The organism is Maritimimonas sp. 2210JD6-3, assembly GCF_056591795.1.
Genome location: NZ_JBWQOJ010000039.1, coordinates 1 through 19,485, shown reverse-complemented (window position 1 = coordinate 19,485; position 19,485 = coordinate 1). Strand labels below are relative to the sequence as shown.

The window sequence follows — 19,485 nt, the reverse complement described above, 5'->3', positions numbered from 1 at the left end:
AACTATGAATTGTCGTCACTGTAACACAAAATTAACCACTGTATTTGCCGATTTAGATTACGCACCCATTTCTAATGCAATGCTTTCAAAGGAACAATTGCACCAACCAGAAAGCTATTATCCATTAAAGATATTTGTTTGTAATAGTTGTTTTTTAGTACAAGTTGACGAAATGGAAAAGGCCGATAATATCTTTGACGAAGAATATACCTACTTTTCATCGTATTCAACATCGCTACTTAAACACTCTAAAGCTTATGTAGATATGATGATAGCTCGATTTGGCTATAATGAAGATTCGCAAATTATTGAAATTGCATCAAACGACGGATACCTACTTCAATACTTCAAAGAGAGAAATATTCCAGTATTGGGTATCGACCCTACCGCAAACACAGCAAAAGTTGCAGAGGAAAAGGGAATAAAAACGATTGTTGACTTTTTTGGAAGCGAACTTGCAAAAACAAAACTAAAAGATAAGAGAATCAAGGCCGATTTGATTTTAGGGAATAATGTATTAGCCCATGTTCCTGATATTAATGATTTTGTTAGAGGTATGAAAATCGCTTTAAAAGAAGACGGAGTGATCACGATGGAATTTCCGCATTTGGTTAGATTGATAGATGATTGCCTATTTGACACCATATACCATGAGCACTTCTCATACCTATCTTTCTATACAGTTAGTAAAATATTCGAATCTCAGGGCTTAGAACTTTTTGATGTAGAAAAAGTAACTACTCATGGAGGATCATTACGAATTTTTGCCAAACATATAGAAGATAAATCAAAGAAAGTAACAGCCAATGTAAGAAAATTAATAGTCGAAGAAACCTCAAAAGGAGTTAATAAGCTCAATTATTATGCGGGATATCAACAAAAAATAGAACAGATTAAATATGATACGTGGTCTTTTTTGATTGAACAGAAGAAAAAAGGTAAAAAAGTTGCTGGCTATGGGGCTGCATCTAAAGGAAATACCTTATTTAATTACTGTGGCATTAAGGGTACCGACTTAGTTCAATTTGTAGTTGATTTATCACCGCATAAACAGAATAAGTTTTTGCCAGGTAGTCATATTCCAGTTGTCGAAGAACAAGTATTAAAAGATGAGAAACCCGACTATATTATTATCATTCCTTGGAATTTAAAAAATGAGATTAGTACTCAATTATCTTATATTAATGATTGGGGCGGTAAATTTGTGATCTTTGTGCCAGAACTTTTAATTTTTTGAAATGAATTTTCAAGAACTTAAAGATGCAAAAATTTTAGTTACTGGAACTTCAGGATTTATAGGTAAAAACGTATCTAAAAAATTAACTGAGGTTGGCGCAAATGTTTTTGGAGTTTCAAGAAAAGCTCAAAAGAATCAGAATAATCTTAAATGGTATAAAGGTGATCTAAGCGATAACGATTTTGTATTAGGGTTGTTCGAAGAAGTTAAACCAGACTATGTTATTCATTTAGCGAGTCATGTTTTAGGGGCTAGAGATATTGAATATGTATATAGTACCTTTAAAGACAATTTAATAACCTCTTTGAATATTATGAATGCAGTTCAGCAATTCAAATGTAAACGATTGGTTTTAGCAGGTTCGTTTGAAGAAGGTAATTCTAATGAGGTAAAAATCCCTAGTTCGCCTTATGCAGCGGCCAAGATAGCGGTGAGTAATTATGCAAGAATGTTTCATAAATTATATGGTACACCAATTAGTATGGCTGCACTTTATATGGTATATGGTCCAGGTCAGGTAGATAGAACAAAATTAATACCCTACACTATTTTGAAAACATTAAAGGGAGAATCACCAGAATTAACAAGTGGTGTTAGGATGGTTGATTGGATTTTTGTTGATGATGTCACTGAAGGCTTGCTATCTATGCTGACTGCTCAAGGAATAGAAGGTGAGACCATAGAAATTGGAAATGGTAAATCAGTATCTATTCGCGAAATCGTAGATTTGACAGTACAGCTTATTAATCCATCTATTATTCCGATTTATGGAGCAATCAACGATAGACTCATGGAACAAGAAAAAAATGCCAATATCGAAAATACCTATAAAAAAATAGGTTGGAAGCCCGTAACTTCTCTAACCGAAGGATTAAAACGAACAATAGACTATTATAAAAACCATGGATAACATAGCATTCAAATATAGTAGAATACTCCTTATGCTTATAGTATTTGGACCTTTCACAGCCTATATTATGCTTGACATCTTAAATACTGATTTTAAGAAAAATATACAGTTATTTTCTTTTATTGGGGTTATTTTATTACTTGTATTTAAAAAAAGAGACACTATTGTCTTTCCAAAATATTTGTTTTTTTATCTACTATTTACTTGTTGGGAATTCTATGTTGATTTATATTTATTGCAACGAGATTTCAAAATTATTTATTTATTTAAAAACCCATTGATTGGAGGGCTTAACTTAGCATTTATTATTGAAAATTTAACGTTCAGTCGAAAGTATTATGCTTCAATATTAAAGTATAGTAAATATATTTTAATAAGTGCTTTCATATTAATTGTTTTACAGCAAGTTTTAGATGCAAATATGTTTATGGCCCCAACAATTGATGATGATAAAGATATAGTTTTAAAAAGTGATAATGATAATAGGTTATATTCAATTTATTCATGGATTGGAACAGGAGGTATGTTGGCTACTGGTTTAGGTTTTGTACCAATATTTTTAATTATTTTAGAAGACATAGATAAACGAAAGAAGAAAATATTTCCATTTTTAATGCTAGGTTTAACATTTGCCTTTCTCACCAAAGGAAGATGGATAATGGTCAATACTATTCTTGTATTCTATATGATTTTTATCAATTATGAAAATCGAATTATGAGATTTATGAAGCTTATAATAATAATACCGATGATAGTTATAATTTCTTCTTCTGCATTACAAGCTGTTGGTATTGATTTAATGGGAATAGTAAATGATAGGATACTTGAAAAAAATAAAAAATTTAAAGTAGCAAGTACCAGGTTACTTGCTTTTAAAACATTTAATTTATTATTTTGGGATAAACCCTTTATAGGACATGGAGATTGGAAATATGGAGGAGGAATGGAAGGAACAGGTTACCAACGTTATAATATGGTTAGAATAACTAAGGGTAGATCTTCTCAAATACATGTTGGTTATCTCTCTTTATTATATAGATATGGAATTATTGGTGCGTTTTTCTTTTTAACTTTTTTATTTCTTTTACTTAAACGCTTATATAGAAATACCAAGATTACAGGGATGTGGTCACCATTCTTAGGGGTGTTGGGCTTTGCTTTGGCAAATCTGACGCTAGTTACATTTGTGATTTTTGAAACGGGTATATTAGTTGCATTAATTGCTGATCGGTATTATGTACAAAAAAGCATTGAAAAAAATCGAATCGATGCTTAAACAAATTAGTGAATTTTTTAAAGGACATGAACGTACGGTAAAAGCAAAAAAGAATATTGCTGCTTCACTTGCAATAAAGGCTGTAAGCATTATTGTAGGATTTTTAATGATAAGAGTTACATTAGATTATCTTGACCAAACTAAATATGGTATTTGGTTAACACTTACTTCATTTATTTCTTGGTTTTCTTTTTTTGAAATTGGTTTAGGCAATGGTTTAAAGAACAAACTTGCCGAATCTTTAGCTCATAAAGAATTTAAGTTGGCTAAAAGTTATGTGAGCACTACGTATGCTATTTTATCAATTGTGATGGGCTGTGTTTCAATTTTATTTTTCATTGCTAATTTTTACATAGATTGGCCCAAAATTTTAAATACAGATAATGAATTAGCAAGTGAATTGACACAGTTGTCTTTTATTGTTTTTGGCTTTTTCTTCTTAAATTTTGTTATCAAACTTATTGGGACAATATTTACTGCAGATCAAAGACCAGCAATATCAAATACATTTGGTCCAGCTGGCAATCTCATCTCTTTAGTTCTAATATTTATATTGACAAAAACCACAGAAGGATCTTTAATATATATTGGGTGGGTTTTGAGCGTAGTTCCGATAATTATATTACTAGCAGTATCTATATATTTTTATAATAATGATTATAAAGAAATAGCTCCGTCATTTAAATATGTAAATTTTAAATACGCTAAGGATTTATTAGGGTTAGGATTTAAATTTTTTATTATTCAGATATCAAGTTTAGTAATTTATCAATCTAGTAATATTATAATTGCTCAATCGTTTGGGCCAGATGAAGTAGTGGTCTATAACGTAGGTTATAAATATTTTTCTGTAATGCTTATGGCATTTTCAATTATTATTATGCCGTTTTGGTCTGCATATACAGAAGCATGGGCAAAAAAAGATTTTACATGGATAAAAAACACAATATCTAAGCTTTTATACATTTGGTTAGGTATAGTTATTATGGGTATTATTATGTTATTTGTTGCTAATATTTTCTTTAAAATATGGCTTGGAGATAAAATAACTGTACCATTCCAACTTTCATTAACTTTCGTTATATACTTTGCCTGTTTGACTTTCGGTGGGGTGTTTAGAACATTTATTAATGGTATTGGTTATATTAAATTGCAAATGTATAGTTCTATTTTAGAAATTGTTGTTTTCATACTTACTTCCTTAGTGTTAATAAAATACATGAATTGGGGGGTAGAAAGTATACTCATAGCAATGATATTAAGTAATTTCTATGGTATTCTAATAGCACCTTTACATTATAAAAAAGTGATTAATAATCGAGCAACTGGAATATGGATAAAATAGCGTATGTTTTTTTTCGTTAAAAGAATGTTTAATTATAATTAAACTATTGTGATAGCAAAAATCAAAGAAAAAATGATGACCGACTTTTCAGGTTTTATATTTGGTAAACTAAGAAAGTATAGGTTATTAATATGGCAAAAATACTCTACTTTCATTTCAAGATTCATTTTTAGAATAAAGGGAGTGTCACTTGCAAGCAAAAGTAAATTCTTTGGTACACCAATAATAAATAGATGCTACAATAGTAAAATAAGTATAGGCCTAAACTGTTCATTTCGATCAGATAAAAGATCAAATCTAATTGGCTTAAACAGAAAATGCATTTTAGCAACTTTTAATGAAAATGCCAAAATAGAAATTGGAGATCGCTCTGCATTCAGTGGTACAACCATAGGGGCGGCTAATTCTATAGTTATTGGAAATGATGTATTAGCGGGGGCGAATGTTTTAATTACCGATTTTGACTGGCACCCTGTAAACCCCAAGAAAAGACATACGAGTGAAGATATTAAAAATGCCCCTGTAGTAATTGGAAACAATGTTTGGTTAGGAATAAATTCTGTTATTCTTAAAGGAGTAAGTATTGGAGATAATACAGTGATAGGAGCAAACAGCCTTGTAGTGAGTGATATTCCCGCTAACGTAATAGCAGGAGGCACCCCTTGTAAAGTCATAAAGAAATTGGTTGATGAATAAAAAGCAAAGTGTACTATATATGGGAGCTAATGGATTTCCATTTGGTTCGGCAGCGATACAACGCCAAATACAAATATCCAAAGCGCTTGTAGAGGCTGGTTTCAAGGTTACTGTTATCAATCAAAGAGGTTCGCATTCAAAGCAAACTGTTGATCGTGAGAGAATAGTTAACCATGGTCGTTATAACACTATTGAATATTATTACGCATCGCTTATTCCATATAGACCAACTAATTTTATTATTCGAAATGTATTTAAAGTTATTGGTAGAATAGTAGAGCTCTTACTTCTTATTTATTACAGAATTTTTAAAAATGCTTTATTTATATTTAATAATTCTACACATTTAAGCGAGTTAAAATATTATTATAGACTTTCAAGGCTATTTAATATGAAACTCATTTATGATTATGTTGAATTTGTCGATTCACTTGGAAATAGAGATAAAACTGTAATAGATACATCAATAGGAAAATTTGATTATCAATTCTATAAGTATGCAGATAAGGTCATAGTAATAAGTAAATTTCTACAGAATCATTTAAATAAAGTGTCACCTAAAACACAATTTGTAAAGATTCCTCCAATTATAGATTTCTCTTTTTTTAATGCTATAGAAAAGGATGAGAATGTTGCATCTTATTTCTTATTTTGTGGTTCGGCGGCCTATCTTGATATTATTAAGTTCATAATAAAAACATATGCTGAGTCAGAAACGTATAAAATGGGGTTTGACTTAAAATTAGTTATTGGTGGCAGTTATGAAGAGATCAAATATATTGAGCGCTTTATTGAGGGTAAAAAAGAAATAAGAGCTCATGTAGAGACATTATCAAACATACCCTATGAAAAACTTGTGGCTTTGTATAAATCGTCTGCTGCTCTATTGATACCCATAACAGATAATCTACAAGATCAGGCTAGGTTTCCTTTTAAAATTTGCGAATATTTAGCATCGAAGAGACCCATTATTACTTCTAATTCTGGAGTAATTACCGAGTTTTTCGAAGATAATGTTAATGCATTAATAGCGAACGTGAATGACATTGAAAACTTTGCATCAAAAATTAAATTGGTTACAGAACAGCCCGAATTAGCGAATACAATAGGGATAAAAGGATATGAATTAGGTAAGACGACATTTAATTACAAAGAATATTCAGATAAATTGAACTTATTTCTAAAATAAAAACAGTGTAAATGTGCGGAATTGCGGGTAAAATATATTTTGACAAAAATAGGCATGTAGCTTTTGAAGAGCTTAAAAAAATGTCTGATTTGATTGTTCATCGGGGTCCTGATGATGAAGGTCACTATTGTAATAAAAATGTAGGTTTGGGATTCAGGCGATTAAGTATCATAGATTTACATACGGGTCATCAACCACTTTCAAATGCTGATGACTCACTTTGGATAACATTTAATGGTGAGGTTTATAATTTTAAATCACTTAGAAAAGATTTAGAAAATAAGGGATATAAGTTTAAAACAAATACTGATACCGAAGTTATTTTATTATTGTATCAAGAATTTGGTGAAGAATGCGTTCAGTATTTACGAGGTATGTTTGCATTTGTAATATGGGATGATAAAAAACAACAACTTTTTGGTGCAAGAGATAGATTTGGCATAAAGCCCTTTCATTATTATATAGATAATGAAAAATTCGTGTGGGGGTCAGAAATAAAGTCTATTCTTACTTCTCAGAATATTAAAAAAGACATAAGTTTAGAGTCACTAGATCATTATTTTGCTTACGGTTATACTCCAAAAGATACTTCTATTTATACACAAATAAATAAGTTAAAACCAGGGCATTCGTTTGTTTTACAACCGCATAAGAATGATAAATTATCAATAAAAGCTTACTGGAGTATTAATTTTGAGCCCGATTATTCGAAAACTGAATCTTATTGGAAAGAGATGATTTATCACTCCCTAGAGGAGGCGGTTAAAATGAGAATGATAAGCGATGTCCCATTAGGAGCATTCCTGAGTGGCGGAATAGATTCCAGCATTGTAGTGGCTTTAATGAGTTTAAATTCAAATAAATCAGTAAAGACCTTTTCAATTGGTTTCAAAGAAGAGAAATATAACGAATTACAATATGCCCGTTTAATTGCTGAAAAATATAAAACTGATCATCATGAATTTATTGTAGAGCCTGAGTCTATTGAGCTTTTACCCAATTTGGTAAGTGCTTATGATGAACCTTTTGCTGATAGCTCTGCTATACCCACATATTATGTTTCTAAATATACTAGACAGCATGTCACAGTAGCACTATCTGGTGATGGAGGAGATGAATTATTCGCAGGCTACAATTCATATAGTAAAATGCTTTCTCTTTATAAAAAGAACAATAATTTTAAATGGTTCTATGCTGCGGCTAATAAAATGATTCCTGATTATATGTTTGGAAAAGGGATGACCTATTATCTTTCAAAAGATAAAAATAATATTGGAGCCTATTTTAATCTTTGGAAAGAAGTCGAGCGTAGAAAAGTATTTAACTTTGAAGTAAAAGAAAAATTAGGAAAGTATCGATCAGAAAACATAAAAACCTCGATGCTTAATTCATTTAAAGGAGATTTTTTGAGTCGAATGCAGCATTTAGATATGCATACATATATGATTGATGATATCTTAACTAAAGTTGATAGAGCTTCTATGATGAATTCTTTAGAAGCAAGGGTGCCACTGCTAGATCATAAATTTGCAGAGCTCAGTTTTAAGATTCCGTCAAATTTAAAGATGAAAAATACTACTAAGAAGTATCTATTAAAAGAAGCATTCAGAGGTTATTTACCTAGCGAAATTTTAGCGCACAAAAAACAAGGATTTGCGGTTCCTTTAAATGCATGGTTTAAAGGAAATTTAAAGAAATATGCCTACGAGAACCTTATGGAGAGCACACCTATATACAATTATTTAAGTAAAGAACATGTAAAGAAAATACTCGACTATCATCAAAAAGGAATACGAGATTACAGCGGAAAAATATGGTCGTTGTTATTCTTTAATGAATGGTTGATACAGCAAAAAAATCAATAATATGATATGGTTAACAACAAACATTTTGTGTATTATACGATAGATATTTAAATTAAAACAAGCGATGTCATTAAAAAGTAATCCTAAATTTACCGTGTTTACTCCAATATATAATCGGAAACATACGATTCATAGGGTATGGGAGAGTTTAAACGCTCAAACGAACATGAATTTTGAGTGGTTAATCGTTAACGATGGGTCAGAAGATGGTATTGAAGGATTATTAGATCAATATGAAGCGAAGGCTGATTTTTCTGTAAGAATCTTTCATCAGAAAAATAGCGGTAAGCATATCGCATTTAATAAGGCTATCGATGAAGCCAAGGGAGAATTATTGATACCTGCTGATTCTGACGATGGGTTTATCTCTACTACAGTAGCAATTTTTGACGAGTATTGGGAGAAAAATAAAGATAAACATTTATCTGGTATATCTGTATTGTGCCTAGATGAAGAAAACATGATTGTTGGAGATAAATTTCCACATCATGAAATGATCTCCGATTATTTAGAAATGGTATATAAATACAAAGTGAAAGGCGAAAAATGGGGATGTATAAGAGTTGATGTATTGAAAAAGTTCAAGTTTCCCCAATTAGAGGGAGCCAATTTTTTTCCTGAAAGCTTTGTTTGGAATCAGATTGCCATTGCTTATAAAACACTTTATTTAAATGTGCCATTAAGAATTTACTATCAAGACGCAGGAAATCAATTAATGAAGGTAAAGAATAAATCAATTGGCACGCTCAAAGTTGAGAATTACTACGCCATTTGGTGGGTCAATACAATATTGCCCAAAATACGCAAAATGCTAAATTCAAAAGATATAATAAAAAGCTATATCGGTGTTTGGACGTCTTCTTTTAGAGCTGGTAAAAGACCAATGACTGTTTTAAAAGAGCTTAATGAGACAACAGATAAAATCATAGCTCTTATACTACTTATTCCATCGTTCTTAATATTAAAAATACGTAAGCAAAAAGCAAATTAATGAAAGTACTTTTTTTTATTGAAAGTTTACAGTCTGGAGGGAAAGAACGAAGATTAGTTGAGTTGATAAAAGGTTTATCAACTAACAAAGATGTTCAAATAGAACTTGTTTTAACAAAAACAGATATTCATTACAAAGAGATATTAGATCTTCCCATTAAAATTCATTTTACACCACGTAGAAAGCTTAAAAAAGATCCTAGAGTGTTTCTCAAATTCTATAAAATAGCAAGAAAATTTAACCCTGATATTATTAATGTTTGGGGAAATATGGCTGCTATATACGCAATCCCCGCAAAAGTGTTATTAGGCATACCTATGATAAACAATCAAGTTACCGATGCTCCGCCTAAGGTTGGTAATTCTTTACTTGGGCATAAACTCACTTTTAAATTTTCTGATAAGATTATATCGAATACCTATGCAGGCTTAAGTGCCTATAGCGCTCCTAAAAATAAAAGCGAAGTTATTTATAATGGGTTTAATTTTGAAAGAGTAGCCAATTTAAAAGACCCTAAAGAAGTAAGAAAAGAATTTGATATTACAACCAAGTATGTTATTGGTATGGTTGCATCTTTTTCACATTTGAAAGACTATGAATCTTATATCAAGGCTGCAAATAATGTGCTTTCAAAAGAGTATGATGTTACTTTCTTATGTATTGGTTCAGGAAACGATACCATGTACAGAGCAATGGTGAATAATAAGAATAAAAGTAAAGTCCTTTTTTTAGGAAAGCAGTCAAATGTTGAAAGGATTATGAATATTTGTGATATAGGTGTTTTAATGTCAAGTCCTGTTCACGGAGAAGGGATTTCAAATACGTTATTAGAGTTTTGTGCGTTAGAAAAACCTACTATTGCGGTTTTTGGAGGAGGTACAAGCGAACTCATATTAAATAATATTTCGGGCTTTTTAATTCCTTTAAAAGCAGTAGATCAATTGACAAATCGAATAATTACGCTTTTAGAAGATAAAAATAAGCGAGAAGAATTTGGTAATAAAGCAAAGGAGCGGGTAGTTAAAGAATTTAACATGGAAAAAATGATTTCTAGATTTATGAACGAGTATAATTTAATTTTAAAATAAAAAGTTTAAAAGTTGAGTTTAGTTTTTAATAACTACTTTTTTTAGACTTTTAATATATAAATACATTATTTTATGTGTGGTATAACTGGTATTTTTTCTTTTGATAAAGACAGGCCAATCGATAAAGACAGACTTAAAAGAATGACTGATATAATCGAGCATAGAGGGCCTGATGGTGAAGGATTTTTTATAAATAAAAATATTGGACTCGGTCATAGAAGACTATCAATTATTGATTTAGATACGGGTGATCAACCTATGTATAGTGAAGATGGTAAAATAGTATTGGTTTTTAATGGAGAGATTTACAATTATATTGAATTAAGAGAGGAATTAAAAAAAGAAGGCTTTCAATTCCGCACAAATTCTGATACAGAAGTAATTATTAAGGCATATAGAGCTTGGGGTCATGATTGTCAAAATAAGTTTAATGGTATGTGGGCATTTGCTCTTTGGGACGAGTCAAAACAAGAATTATTTTTGTCAAGAGATAGAATAGGTGAAAAGCCACTACATTATACAACTTTTGAAAATACGTTTGTTTTTGGTTCTGAAATAAAGTCACTGTTCTGTTATGGTGTTCCTAAAACTCCCGACTTTAGTTTACTCGAAATTTATCTAGTTTCAACAAATATTCCAGAACCTCACACTTTCTATAAAAATATATTCAAACTAAAGGCAGGTCATTTTATTATAGTAAAGAATGGCAAAGCACAAGAGTATAAATATTGGGATTTACCTGAGATTGATGAATCTAATATGAATACAAACAAACAGGATGTTTATGAACAATTTGATTCAATATTTAGAGATGCCATCAAAATAAGAATGAGATCTGACGTGCCTTATGGTGCTTTTTTAAGTGGAGGTCTCGATTCCTCTTCAGTAGTTGCTGCAATGTCAAGAATTTCGAGTTTTCCCGTAAATACTTTTACTATAGGTTTTCCCGAAAGAGAATTTGATGAAAGTAAATTGGCACTCGAAGTTGCGAATAAATTTAAGGCAACACATCATATAAATACAGTTGATCCAGATGACTTTGATGAAATTGTAAAACGAGTTACATTTCATTACGATGAACCCTTTGGAGACTCTTCAGCTATTCCTACCGGATATGTATCAAAATTTGCTGCTCAAAAGGTAAAAATGGTGTTAACAGGCGATGGTGGTGATGAAGTTCTTTCAGGGTACAATTCATATGCTGGTATTAAAATTGCCCAAATGTATCAGAAATTTCCTTCATTATTTCAGCGAACGGCACCCAGTATGATCAACTTCTTGAAAGCTCCTTTTTCAGGGAAAATGCGTCTCAAATTAAATAAAGTTCAAGACATATTTCAAACATCAACGATGCCCTTTAACGAAAGAATGATTAAAAAGGGCACCTATACAGATTATGATACCATAAAAAAACTGACATCGGGAGTAAAGAACATTTACCCTGTTGAAGAATATTTTTCTGAAGTGATGTCTAAATGTACCTATAGAGACGAGTTTTATAAAATGATGTATCTAAACTTTAAATTAGGACTTCCAAATGATTATTTAGTCAAAGTTGATAGAATGAGTATGGCCTATTCATTAGAAACTCGTGTACCGTTTTTAGATCACAGATTGATTGAGTTTATGATACATGTCGATAAAAAAGTAAAAATGCAAGGCTGGGAAAGAAAAAGTGTTTTACGTAACTCAATTGGCAAGGAACTACCTGATAGTATATTAAATGCACCTAAAAAAGGATTTGGTATTCCTCTAAGAGATTGGTTTAGCGAAGATTCCTTTGAAAAAACGATTTACTCAAATCTGGCAAATGTTAAAGAAATACTCGAAAAAGACACCGTAAATGAAATCGTTAGCAGAAATAAACAAAAGTTAGAAGATAATGGCAATTTCATTTGGGCAATGATTATGTTAAATCAGAATATTACATGAAAGTACTATTTGTAAGCAGCGGTAATACAAAGTCTGGAATTTCAACTCTAGTGAAAAATCAAGGAGAATCTCTTAAAAAGAAAGGAATACAACTTGATTATTTTCCAGTTATTGGTAAGGGAATTCATGGGTATATTAACAATATTAAATCATTAAGACAAGAAGCTAAAAATTATGATATAATTCACGCTCATTATGGTTTAATTGGTCTTCTATGTACTATAGCAAATGTAAAGAAGCCAATAGTACTATCGATTATGGGTTCTGATATAAACGGTACGTATAGTTTATCAGGAAAAAGAGAATTAAAAAGTTATGTATTAACTTTTTTGACTAGGCTCTCTTTGATAAAACCAAAGGCAATTATTGTAAAATCTCAAAGCATTCTTGAAAAAGTAAATAAAAAAGAGAAGTGTAGTATAATTGCCAATGGTGTTGACTTTAAGATGTTTAAGCCCATGCCAAAAGAACAGTGTCGAAAAATATTACGTATAGATGAGGATAAAAAAGTGCTTTTGTTCTTGGCTAGCGAAACCCTTGCGGTGAAAAATTTTGATTTAGTAAAAAAAGCATCAGAAAAAATTACAAGTAAAAATTTTATGCTTCTTAGTCCATACCCTATTGATCATAAAGATATACCTGTTTATTTAAATGCATGTGATGCGTTTATTTTATCATCATTCAATGAAGGGTCTCCCAATGTAATAAAAGAAGCCATGGCTTGTAATATACCAGTGGTAGCAACTGATGTTGGTGATGTAAAAGAGGTCATAAAGAATACAGACGGTTGCTATTTAATAGATTTTGATGTTAATGATGCTGTTGAGAAAATTGAGACTGCATTATCATTTGATAAGCGAACTAATGGAAGGGAAGATATAAAACATCTTGATGCTGAAACTGTTGCCGAAGAAATAATAAAAATTTACAATAAGTTAATAAAGTAGTAAATATGTTTATTGTTCCTAATTATTTTAATAAATTTAATATACTGCATACCAGAAGTCAATGAAAGTAAATCAAACAAATGAGGTCATAAATATATCAGGTGTTATTGAAGAATCACCCTTAAATGAAATTTTTAATTTTAGTAATTTAAATTTTTTTCAAACGCCTAAAGCGATTAATTTCTTTAATTCTTGTGCCTATCCTACAGAAACAATTATAGTTAAAAGAGATTTAAAGGTCGTAGCAGTTGTTTCTGCAGTAATTCATAAAGAAAAAGGGATCAAGTCTTTCTTTTCAAGAAGAGCTATCGTCTATGGAGGACCTGTTTTTTCTAATGACATTACTACTGACGAAATAGTGCTATTACTATCTAATTTGATCAAAGAACTTAAAAAGAAGGTGATTTATATTGAAATAAGAAATTTCAATAACTATGATAATTACAGTGCTGTTTTTGAAAAATTAGGGTTTCAATATAATGCTCATTTAAACTTTCACTTAGTATGTTCTTCGAATATCGATGAGATTAATAAAAGAATGAGTAAAAGCACAATAAGAAACATTAAGAGAGGTTTAAGAGAAGGTGCTCAAATTTTTGAAGCCCAAAACACGAAAGATGTTCGTGAATATTATGAGGTACTTTATCATTTATATAAGACCAAGGTTAAAACACCATTACCAGATCTTGATTTTTTCCTAAATATCTATAATCAAGAAATCGGCAAGTTTTTATTAATTAGATACAATGAGAAAGTGGTTGGTGGAGGATTATTCGTTGTTTTAAAAGACAGAGCTGTTTACGAATGGTTTGTGTGTGGTCTAGATAGAGAATATCGAAAAATTTATCCTAGTACACTAGCAACTTGGGCAGGAATAGAATATGCATCAGTAAATGGCTATAAATTATTTGATTTTATGGGAGCGGGTAAACCCGATGAAGCGTATGGAGTTAGAGATTTTAAATCGAGATTTGGAGGAGAACAAGTTGAGCATGGAAGATTTCTATTTATTGCAAACTCTTTCTTATATAAAATAGGAAAAAAGGTGATTACTTTAATAAAAAAGAATACATAAAGCATTGATTTTTAATCCTAATTATTTTTGACAATATGGACTTTACAGTAAAAAAATATACACAATTATTAGATGCTGTAATACAGCAAGGTTATGATTTTCAAACTTTTAGAGAATTTTTAATAAAACCATCACCAAAGACTGTAATTTTAAGACATGATGTTGATTTACTTCCAAAAAACTCTCTGAAATTTGCTCAAATACAGTCAGATAGGGGTGTAAAAGGTGTTTACTACTTTAGAGCAGTGCCAGAAAGTTGGGATGCTTCTATAATTAAGGAAATTTCAAGGTTGGGACATGAAATAGGCTATCATTATGAGAACTTGACTACTTGCAATGGAAATGTTGAAAGAGGTATTGATGATTTTAAGAGCAATCTATCAAAACTGAGAAAATTAACAACTGTCTCAACCATATGTATGCATGGTAGTCCAATGTCTAAATATGACTCTAAAGATTTGTGGAAAAATTATAATTATAGTGAGTTTGACATTATAGGTGAGCCATATTTTGATATAGACTTCTCACAGGTTTTTTATTTAACAGATACAGGACGAAAATGGGACGGCAACAAAGTAAGTGTAAGAGATAAAGTAAGATCTGGTTTTGATATCTCTTTTGGAAAAACAGATGATATTATTAGTGACGCTAATGCTGGGAAATTACCACAGCAAATTATGTTTACTTTTCACCCTCAACGATGGAATGATAGTTTGTATTTATGGAGTAAAGAATTAGTTTTTCAAAATATTAAAAACGTAGTTAAAAAATATTTTTTTGTAAGCAAATTAAAGTAGATAATTAAATTAGTTATATAGATTTTGGTATCATTATAACTAAGAAATAAAATCAGTAAACAATAATTTATAAATGAAAGTTTTAATTGATATAGGTCACCCTGCTCATATACATTATTTTAAAAACCTTGCTATTGAATTACTAAAGGAGAATAATAAGGTGCTATTTACCTGTCGCGAGAGAGAGTTTGAGAAAGAATTATTAAAAGCAAATGGTTTTGATTTTATATCTCTAGGAAAACATTTTGGCTCTTTGGTTGGTAAGGTTTTCGGATTGGTTAAATTTGATATACAATTAACGAAAATTGGCCTGAAATTTAAGCCTGATATTTTTATAAGTGCGGGGTCTATGTATGCGGCTCATGCAAGCTTTATATTAAGAAAGCCACACATCACCTTTGAAGATACGGGCAATATGGAACAAATAAGATTGTATAAACCTTTTACTAAGATGATATTTACTCCTAATGCTTTGCCAGAGAAATTCGGTAAAAAACAAGTGTGCTATGAAGGATTTCACCAAAGTTTTTATCTTCATCCAAACTATTATAAAAAGAAAATTGACTTTAAGCAAAAATTTGGAATCGCACAAAAAGAAAGTATTTTCTTGCTTCGATTGGTATCTCTAAATGCTACACATGATTTAAAATTAGATAATATTAGCGATAAAGACTTAGAGTGGCTTATAAATTTTTTAGATAATAAAGGGCATGTTTTTATATCTTCAGAAAAGCCTTTAAAAGAGAATTTAGAAAAATTTAAGCTCAAAATTAATCCTCATGAGATACATGATTTTATAGCGAGTTGTGATTTGGTAATTGGTGAAAGTGGTGCTATGACAAACGAGGCTGCTTATTTAGGAATTCCTAATATTTTGATAGGTTATCCAGGGATAAAGGTACATGAGAAGTTTTCTAAATTGGGTTTGAAATATCACTTCGAAAAAATGAATGATAAAGTAATCGTACATATCAAAGATTTGGTTAACAATTTAGAATCAGAAAAAATTAAATTTAAAAATAACTCAGAAAACTATATTCAAAATAGTGTTGATCTGACTCAATACACCTTAAAGGTTGTTAAATCATTAATAAATTAAAAAGAATGTATAACAGAATATTAATTTTAGCTCCTCATACAGACGATGGAGAATTGGGTATGGGAGGAAGTATCGCAAAGTTCATTGAACAGGGTAAAGAAGTTTTCATTGCTTCATTTTCTATTGCCGAAGATTCAGTTCCGAAAGGGTTTAGAAAAGACGAGTTGGTTTATGAATTTAACGATGCAATGGATGTTTTAGGGGTAAAATCAGAAAATCGCTATATCTTCAAAAATAAGGTAAGATACTTTCCGGCTAATAGACAGTTAATCTTAGAACAAATTCTATCCTTAAGAAATGAGATAGAACCTGACCTTGTTTTTGTTCCATCACCAAATGATATTCATCAAGATCATCAGGTAATTGCTTCAGAAGGTTTACGAGTTTTTAAGAAAATTTCGATTCTGGGATATGAACTTCCATGGAATAATATTGTATTTGAAACCAGAAGTTTTATTAAATTAGAAGAAAGGCATATTGCTAAAAAAATTGAAGCATTAAAATGTTATAAAACACAAGAACATAGATCATATTTAGATAAGCACTTTATACGAGGTTTAGCTAAAACGAGGGGTACTCAATTTGAGAATAATTTTGCTGAAGCATTTGAAGTTTTACGTATTATTATATCGTGATAATTTTACATTTTTTTGGTAATATAAATGAATGTAATGCTCGAAAGGTTATTGTGTAAATATGAGAGAATTATTTTTTATTAGCTATAGTTTTTTAAATTAACCTTGAATATTTTTAATCGTAGGGCAATAGCCCAATTGGGTTTAATTCCCCGACGTTTGCGTCGAAATAGAAAGAGAATTCCCATTTAATACCTCGCATCCTTGGGTAGAGGTTATTTATTTGCTCTTAAATAATACTTAACATTCATTAAATATTTTTGACCGTTTGTTGTCTAAATAATGTAATAAGTTTATTTATTTAGAATAGAATATTGTTTATTTCGTAAAAAGATGTACATTTGTAAAGCTATAAAAAGAAATCCCCTTGTATGCCCCATTTTGAAATATTTTCATCTTTGTAGTTAAAAAGATTTCAAATTTTATCGCTTACTTATGGGTTTTCTAATTTAATATTTAAATATTAAGTTAAATCTATATTGTGTGCTATGATAAAAGAATTAGTAAATGATAACTTCGAATTAGAAAGTTTAATTTCTGAAATCAATAAAACTTCAAACGAAAATTGCGCTACTTCAGATTCAGTTCTTGTGAAGGAGAATAGAGCGATTTATTCTATCCCAAGATTAGTTGAAAATCGTATTTTAAAACCAGAATTAAAAAATATAAATGATTTTTCATCTATTGATAGAATAAGAATTGTTGTTGATGGTTTGGTAGGTAATATGCCTATTAAAAAAATATGTAAAAGAGAGAAAATTTCAGTTAAGACATATGAAGAATGGAAAGAAGATTTTATAAATGCTTATAATTATTATTCTGAGCGTTGCAATGCTGATGTGAAATTTGAATCTACAGCTAAAACCATAATTTTAGAAACTGCAGGTTTAGAAGTCTATAATTTTTATTCAAAATATGTTAATTTTCGCTCAAGCAATAATTTTGTTATTCCAGTTGGCGAAAAACTTTCAAATTATAGCAATTTTAATAACATAAGAAATGTTATTATGTTGAGTAAGATGAATAGTTTTAAAAGAATTAATAAGTATTTAGAAGAGATAAATAACCAAATACCAAAAAACGGGTTAATATTTGGTAGTTTCGAAACTTTTAAATCAGCAATGAATAAAAGACGTTTCAGTTCTAATACTTATATCAATAATTTGCATTCAGCTTCAATATTCTTATTTAAAAGAGTTTTGCCTAAATTACCATATTTGAATAAAATTTATTTCAGTCTTTCAAAAGGTCAAGACCGCCTTTTATCTAAGGCAGAATCATTGGGTAGGTTGGTTTCATGTGGCTTTAAGATAATAGATGTAAAGGTTATTGATAATATTCATTTTTTTGTAGCAAAAAAAGTTAAAGAACCTGATTATAACATGAACCCAAGTTATGGACCTTTATTTAAAATGAATAGGGTAGGTAAGAATGGTAAAATAATTGGTGTTTACAAACTTAGAACTATGCACCCTTATTCTGAATATTTACAAGATTATGTTCTAGAACAAAATGGATATTCTGAAACAGGAAAATTAGCAAATGATTTTAGAGTTGTGCCATGGGCTAAACTTTTAAGAAAATATTGGATAGATGAATTACCTCAGTTATTTAATGTGTTAAAAGGAGAAATGAAGCTAGTAGGCATAAGACCTGTATCTTATTCATATTTTAAAAATAGCATTCCAATTGAAATTCAAAAGCTCAGGTTAACTCAAAAGCCTGGTTGCATACCTCCTTATGTATCCTTGAATAGAAAAAGTTCTGTTAATAGTGTTTTAGAAGCAGAAAAAGAGTATTTAAAAGAAAAAGTTAAAGATCCTTATTTTACTGATACTAGATTCTTTTTTAAAGCTTTATATAATATTCTTATAAAGAGAAAAAGAAGTGCATAATTGGTTTTAACTGTATATCTTTTAAAGAATTATAGAGCTTAGTAGTAGTTAATTACTTATAATTTTGTTTGATAAATTTTATTATTTTCATTCATTTTAGTGATTAAATTATTAAATATTGAGTTTTTACTTTGCGAGCACTAATTCTAAAGCAAAACTCATTGTAGTATCGATTAGCATTAAAGTCGTCTATCCAACAATAGGGTATTCTAATCTATGATTTTATTTAATCTATGATATAGTGTAGATAGCTTTTTGAAGTTAGTTAAGCCTTTTGTACTTTCAATTTGAGTAATGTTATAAACCTTGGCAATAGGTCTCAGTCCCTTCGCCATAAATCTGTAAACACTTGTGCTTGTTTATTAATATGGTTTATAAAAATATTAAGGTGACTTTTCCGAAAAATCATCATATGTATGGGCTTAATCTTTCCTTTTCTATTATCGGTAAGTTGCTGTATCGCTGTAATGGCTTTCTTTTTCTTGGTATTATAACTGCGACTTATTTT

At 30.0% G+C, this 19,485-nt stretch carries 16 protein-coding genes and 1 pseudogene; 16 read left to right on the top strand and 1 reads right to left on the bottom strand.

Going from position 1 to position 19,485, the window contains the following annotated elements:
• Positions 1-4 precede the first annotated feature (4 nt).
• From AC1EUY_RS13580 to AC1EUY_RS13505, 16 genes are all read left to right on the top strand, one after another.
• Positions 5-1,237, top strand: coding sequence for a methyltransferase domain-containing protein (locus tag AC1EUY_RS13580; protein WP_480196087.1), 1,233 nt, complete (start codon positions 5-7; stop codon positions 1,235-1,237).
• 1 nt (position 1,238) lies between these two features.
• On the top strand, positions 1,239-2,147 hold the full coding sequence (locus AC1EUY_RS13575; protein ID WP_480196086.1) for an NAD-dependent epimerase/dehydratase family protein: 909 nt from the start codon (positions 1,239-1,241) through the stop codon (positions 2,145-2,147).
• A gap of 31 nt (positions 2,148-2,178) precedes the next feature.
• Complete coding sequence (locus AC1EUY_RS13570) at positions 2,179-3,423, top strand: O-antigen ligase family protein (RefSeq protein WP_480196085.1); 1,245 nt, start codon at positions 2,179-2,181, stop codon at positions 3,421-3,423.
• Positions 3,416-4,768 (top strand): lipopolysaccharide biosynthesis protein, encoded by a 1,353-nt coding sequence (locus tag AC1EUY_RS13565; protein WP_480196084.1) that lies wholly within the window; start codon positions 3,416-3,418, stop codon positions 4,766-4,768. Before AC1EUY_RS13570 ends, AC1EUY_RS13565 begins: the two co-directional genes overlap by 8 nt.
• Before the next feature lie 48 nt (positions 4,769-4,816).
• Positions 4,817-5,464 carry an acyltransferase gene (locus tag AC1EUY_RS13560; protein WP_480196083.1) on the top strand — a complete coding sequence of 216 codons (648 nt, stop codon included), beginning with the start codon at positions 4,817-4,819 and terminating at the stop codon, positions 5,462-5,464.
• The gene (locus AC1EUY_RS13555; RefSeq protein ID WP_480196082.1) at positions 5,457-6,653 is read left to right on the top strand and encodes a glycosyltransferase; all 1,197 of its coding nucleotides are present in this window, start codon (positions 5,457-5,459) and stop codon (positions 6,651-6,653) included. Before AC1EUY_RS13560 ends, AC1EUY_RS13555 begins: the two co-directional genes overlap by 8 nt.
• Positions 6,654-6,664: 11 nt before the next feature.
• A complete protein-coding gene (asnB, locus tag AC1EUY_RS13550; protein ID WP_480196081.1) occupies positions 6,665-8,518 on the top strand; it encodes an asparagine synthase (glutamine-hydrolyzing) in 1,854 nt (617 codons plus the stop codon).
• A gap of 64 nt (positions 8,519-8,582) precedes the next feature.
• A complete protein-coding gene (locus tag AC1EUY_RS13545) occupies positions 8,583-9,509 on the top strand; it encodes a glycosyltransferase family A protein (RefSeq protein ID WP_480196080.1) in 927 nt (308 codons plus the stop codon).
• Positions 9,509-10,597, top strand: a complete 1,089-nt coding sequence (locus AC1EUY_RS13540; protein WP_480196079.1) for a glycosyltransferase — start codon at positions 9,509-9,511, stop codon at positions 10,595-10,597. Before AC1EUY_RS13545 ends, AC1EUY_RS13540 begins: the two co-directional genes overlap by 1 nt.
• 72 nt (positions 10,598-10,669) lie before the next feature.
• On the top strand, positions 10,670-12,529 hold the full coding sequence (gene asnB / locus AC1EUY_RS13535) for an asparagine synthase (glutamine-hydrolyzing) (protein WP_480196078.1): 1,860 nt from the start codon (positions 10,670-10,672) through the stop codon (positions 12,527-12,529).
• Positions 12,526-13,476 (top strand): glycosyltransferase family 4 protein, encoded by a 951-nt coding sequence (locus tag AC1EUY_RS13530; protein ID WP_480196077.1) that lies wholly within the window; start codon positions 12,526-12,528, stop codon positions 13,474-13,476. Before asnB (AC1EUY_RS13535) ends, AC1EUY_RS13530 begins: the two co-directional genes overlap by 4 nt.
• A gap of 61 nt (positions 13,477-13,537) precedes the next feature.
• Positions 13,538-14,551: a lipid II:glycine glycyltransferase FemX gene (locus AC1EUY_RS13525; protein WP_480196076.1), complete on the top strand. Its 1,014-nt coding sequence runs from the start codon at positions 13,538-13,540 to the stop codon at positions 14,549-14,551.
• Positions 14,552-14,586: 35 nt separating this feature from the next.
• A complete protein-coding gene (locus AC1EUY_RS13520) occupies positions 14,587-15,348 on the top strand; it encodes a hypothetical protein (RefSeq protein ID WP_480196075.1) in 762 nt (253 codons plus the stop codon).
• A 73-nt stretch (positions 15,349-15,421) separates the two neighbouring features.
• Positions 15,422-16,447, top strand: coding sequence for a DUF354 domain-containing protein (locus AC1EUY_RS13515; RefSeq protein WP_480196074.1), 1,026 nt, complete (start codon positions 15,422-15,424; stop codon positions 16,445-16,447).
• Positions 16,448-16,452: 5 nt separating this feature from the next.
• A complete protein-coding gene (locus AC1EUY_RS13510; RefSeq protein ID WP_480196073.1) occupies positions 16,453-17,082 on the top strand; it encodes a PIG-L deacetylase family protein in 630 nt (209 codons plus the stop codon).
• A gap of 488 nt (positions 17,083-17,570) precedes the next feature.
• Entirely contained in the window at positions 17,571-18,977 is a 1,407-nt protein-coding gene (locus AC1EUY_RS13505) for a sugar transferase (RefSeq protein WP_480196072.1), read from the top strand.
• 56 nt (positions 18,978-19,033) lie between these two features.
• Here AC1EUY_RS13505 and AC1EUY_RS13500 read toward each other — a convergent pair.
• Positions 19,034-19,485: pseudogene (locus tag AC1EUY_RS13500) on the bottom strand (IS1595 family transposase); the annotation flags it as partial.

Bases quoted from the DNA above. Each gene is read 5' to 3' on its own strand.
- AC1EUY_RS13530 (WP_480196077.1), top strand. From the start codon at position 12,526: ATGAAAGTACTATTTGTAAGCAGCGGTAATACAAAGTCTGGAATTTCA.
- AC1EUY_RS13515 (WP_480196074.1), top strand. From the start codon at position 15,422: ATGAAAGTTTTAATTGATATAGGTCACCCTGCTCATATACATTATTTT.
- AC1EUY_RS13505 (WP_480196072.1), top strand. From the start codon at position 17,571: ATGATAAAAGAATTAGTAAATGATAACTTCGAATTAGAAAGTTTAATT.
- AC1EUY_RS13545 (WP_480196080.1), top strand. From the start codon at position 8,583: ATGTCATTAAAAAGTAATCCTAAATTTACCGTGTTTACTCCAATATAT.
- AC1EUY_RS13510 (WP_480196073.1), top strand. From the start codon at position 16,453: ATGTATAACAGAATATTAATTTTAGCTCCTCATACAGACGATGGAGAA.
- AC1EUY_RS13580 (WP_480196087.1), top strand. From the start codon at position 5: ATGAATTGTCGTCACTGTAACACAAAATTAACCACTGTATTTGCCGAT.
- AC1EUY_RS13520 (WP_480196075.1), top strand. From the start codon at position 14,587: ATGGACTTTACAGTAAAAAAATATACACAATTATTAGATGCTGTAATA.
- AC1EUY_RS13555 (WP_480196082.1), top strand. From the start codon at position 5,457: ATGAATAAAAAGCAAAGTGTACTATATATGGGAGCTAATGGATTTCCA.
- AC1EUY_RS13575 (WP_480196086.1), top strand. From the start codon at position 1,239: ATGAATTTTCAAGAACTTAAAGATGCAAAAATTTTAGTTACTGGAACT.
- AC1EUY_RS13525 (WP_480196076.1), top strand. From the start codon at position 13,538: ATGAAAGTAAATCAAACAAATGAGGTCATAAATATATCAGGTGTTATT.
- AC1EUY_RS13570 (WP_480196085.1), top strand. From the start codon at position 2,179: ATGCTTATAGTATTTGGACCTTTCACAGCCTATATTATGCTTGACATC.
- AC1EUY_RS13540 (WP_480196079.1), top strand. From the start codon at position 9,509: ATGAAAGTACTTTTTTTTATTGAAAGTTTACAGTCTGGAGGGAAAGAA.
- AC1EUY_RS13565 (WP_480196084.1), top strand. From the start codon at position 3,416: ATGCTTAAACAAATTAGTGAATTTTTTAAAGGACATGAACGTACGGTA.
- asnB (WP_480196078.1), top strand. From the start codon at position 10,670: ATGTGTGGTATAACTGGTATTTTTTCTTTTGATAAAGACAGGCCAATC.
- asnB (WP_480196081.1), top strand. From the start codon at position 6,665: ATGTGCGGAATTGCGGGTAAAATATATTTTGACAAAAATAGGCATGTA.